2 protein-coding genes are annotated in these 3,746 nt (G+C 60.1%); both read left to right on the forward strand.

Annotation, left to right across the window (positions count from 1 at the left end):
• Positions 1–312 precede the first annotated feature (312 nt).
• Complete coding sequence (locus ACZ6WW_RS23450; protein WP_465276325.1) at positions 313–2,319, forward strand: terminase large subunit; 2,007 nt, start codon at positions 313–315, stop codon at positions 2,317–2,319.
• Positions 2,320–2,426: 107 nt separating this feature from the next.
• Complete coding sequence (locus ACZ6WW_RS23455) at positions 2,427–3,602, forward strand: phage portal protein (protein WP_465276326.1); 1,176 nt, start codon at positions 2,427–2,429, stop codon at positions 3,600–3,602.
• Positions 3,603–3,746: the final 144 nt, after the last annotated feature.

Raw genomic sequence — 3,746 nt, forward strand, 5'->3', positions numbered from 1 at the left:
CATACCCAGGGGGTAGTCAAAAGTCTAGGCGATCCGCTAGCTAGACCGACCGCCCTCTAATTTACGCATTTCCACAATTCGCCGGACGACTTTTGAACGAGCCGTTTGGCATTGCATGAGGTCAGGTCATGGCAAGGGCGAGGTTGCCGGCGTCGAAGGCCAAAGCGTCGGGCGCCGATGTCAAGAATCCTGGTCGCTTCAAGGATCGCAAAGCACCGAAGAATGCGCGGCCGCTCGGTGATCCATACACAAAGATGACGGCCGCCGAGAAGACGGCCTGGAAAGAGCTTCGGGAAGAAATGCCGTGGCTCCATGCAGCGCATCGTCCGCTCGTTCGGATGGCATGCATCTGGATCGCCAAAATGGGGACCAAGCAGTTTGGCGTCTCAGCTACGCAGGCGCTCAGCTCGATCCTTTCAAAGCTCGGCGCGACGCCGGTGGATGAAACAAAGGTGGCGCATGGCGGCGACAATGACGAAGGCGAGGACGAATCGATCTTCTCGCGTAAGCGTCCGCGACCGAACTGAAGCCTATGCCCAGGACGTTGTTGCCGGGCGCATTGTTGCCGGGCCGCACGTTCGCAATACCTGTCGCAGGCACCTGCTGGACCTGGAGCAAGCCGGCAAGCGGGGGCTTTACTACAGCGTCGAGGATGCGGCGCACGCGATCGACTTTTTCGAAGGCGTGTTCCGCCTGTCGGAGGGCCAGTTCGAAGATTTGCCTTTCATGCTTCACCCGTCGCAGGCCTTCATCATCGGTTCGCTTTTTGGATGGAAGCGCGCCGACGGCACACGTCGATTCAGGCGTGCCTACATTGAACAGGGCAAGGGCAACGGCAAGTCACCGCTGGCTGGTGGGATTGGTCTCTATGGCATGACGGCCGATGGCGAGGCTGGCGCGCAGATTTACGCTGCCGCGGCAAAGAAAGAACAGGCCGGCATCCTGTTCGCCGATGCGGTGAAGATGGTTAAGAAGTCGCCAAAGCTGTCCAAGCGACTCAAGTTCGCTGGCGGACCGGGACGCGAATACAACATCACGCACGAAAAGTCGGGCAGTTTCTTCCGGCCGGTGTCGCGTGATACCGGCAAGACCGGTTCGGGCCCGCGCCCATACTTCGTCCTGGTCGACGAAGTGCATGAGCTGCCCGACCGCAAGATCATCGAAATGCTTGAGCGCGGCTTCAAGTTCCGCATCGAGCCACTGCTGTTCATGATCACTAACTCGGGCAGTGACCGGAATTCGGTGGCCTGGGAGGAACACGAGCATGCGGTGAAGGTGTCCGCCGGCCACACGGAAGCGATCAACGATCCGACATTCGTTGGCGATCCGATCGACGACAACACATTCAGCTATGTCTGCGCCCTCGATGAGGGCGACAACCCGCTGGAAGACCCGAGCTGTTGGATCAAGGCGAACCCGCTCCTGGGCGTGACGATCACCGAGCAGTACCTGGCGGATGTCGTCAAGCAGGCCAAGCAGATACCGGGAACCCTAAACGGGATCCTCCGGCTGCATTTTTGTGTGTGGACCGATGCGGAGACGGCTTGGATGGCACGAGCGACCCTTGAGCCTCGCCTGGCTGATTTCGACGTCGACGAACACCGCCAGTCGCGCATCTATCTGGGCCTCGATCTTTCCCAGACGCGGGATATCACCGCGCTGGGAGCGGTGGTCGAAACGGGATCGATCGAGGTGGTGATCGAGAAGGAAGACGGCGAGCTGGTCACCGTGCTCAAGCCGACGTACGACGCATGGATCGAGGCCTGGACGCCTGGCGATACATACAAAGCCCGCATGCTGCGCGACAAGCTGCCTTATGACGTATGGATCAACGGTGGCTTTCTTCATGCGCCCCGGGGTGAGGTCATCAACTATCGCCATGTCGCACAGACAGTGGCGGAGTACGACAACAAGTTCGACATCCAGCTGTTGGCCTATGACCGCTATGCGTTCAAAGCCTTCGAGTCGGAGATCGACGACTTGGGGCTGTCCATCACCTTCGCCGAGCACCCCCAGGGTGGCCTGAAAAAGGGCAAGCCGTTGGAGGAGGGTGCGGAAGGCTTGTGGATGCCTGGCTCGGTGCGGGCGCTAGAAGAAGCGCTGCTCGAAGGGCGGATACGGATCAAGCGGAACCCCGTACTGGTCTCCGCAATGATGTCGGCGGTGGTCGAGGAAGACAAATGGGGCAACCACTGGCTATCGAAGGTGCGCTCCACCAACAAGATTGACGCCGTGATCGCACTGGCAATGGCGCTCGGCGCCGCGCTGGCTGGTCCGGCTTCATCCAACGACATTTCACAAGGTTTCGTCAGGATCTGATGACCATGCTATCCCCCTCCCAATGGCGCGCCCAACGGGCGGGAAGCCTGACTAAAGTCATCAATTTCGACCAGATTCACGACGTTCCATCGTCGGATACGGAGGGAATGAACCGCATCTTTCAGATGCTTCCGACGGCCTCCGGAGCGCGCGTTACGGAGGCGACCGCCATGCGCACCTCGTCGGTGTTCGCATGCGTCCGCCTGATCGCTGGCGCCATGGCCTCCACGCCGGTACCGGTTTATGAGCGTGTCGGCAATGCAGCGAAGCGCGTTGACCATCCGTTCTACTGGTTGTTCAACGAACAGCCGACCCCGCGGTTCAGTGCCGCTTCGTTCTGGGAATACATCACGGCGCAGATGCTTCTGAGGGGTGACGGCATCGCCTACATCGTCCGCAAGAATCGCTACAGCCCCGACATCCTCGGAGTGATTCCGGTGGCGCGCGAGAACGTGGAAATATTCCGTAATGGTGACCGGTTGACGTATCGAATCAACGAATACGACGACATGGGCACGCAGCGCTACTTCACTGCCGATCAGGACGACGTGCTGCATTTCCCTGGCTTCGGCTTCAATGGCCTATATAGCTATTCGGTGATCTCCTGGGCGGCTCGCCAAGCCATCGGCATCTCGATCGCTGCCGATGAGTTCGCCGGCCAGTTCTTCGGCAACGGCGCGCATGTGCAGTATGCGATCACTGCGCCGGGCAAGATGACGCCGACACAGCAGAAGGAATTCCGCGACGCCTGGGTCGATCACTATATGGGCGCCGGCATGTCCGGGCGTCCTTTGATCCTGACCGAAGGCCTCAGCATCAAGGAGATGTCGCTCAGCGCGGTCGACTCCCAGTTGCTGGAATCGCGCAAATGGCAGGTCATTGATATTGCCCGCGCCCACGGCGTGCCGCCTTTCATGATCGGCGAGACAGAGAAGACCAGTTCCTGGGGGACGGGCGTCGAATCGCTGGCGCGTGGCTTTACGCAGTACACGATGCAGCCGCACTTCACCCGTTTCGAGCAGGAGCTCAACCGAAAGCTGTTCCCGGTTCGCTACAAGACCTTCATGCAGTTCGACACGAATGCGGCCATGCGCGGCGATACAGCGGCACGCACCGAGTTCTACCAGGGCGCGCTGGGCGGCACGCAGGCGCCGGGTTGGTTGACGCCCAACGAAGTGCGCGAAATGGAAAACATGCCGCCTATCGAGGGCGGCGATACCTTGTTCAGGCCCAAGCCTGCCTCTCCCGATTCATCCGATTCCGGCACTGGAGCAATACCATGACCATGAAACCGCGGCTGGTCGCGCTGATGCGCGCCAACGCCGAGCGCCCGCGTGACTTCCGTGTCGAGAATTCGGCCTCTGGCGACGAAGCGACCATCTATATCTACGACATCATCGGCCTGGATTTCTGGACCGGTGAGGGTC

The organism is Dyella sp. NPDC103356, from assembly GCF_055584465.1.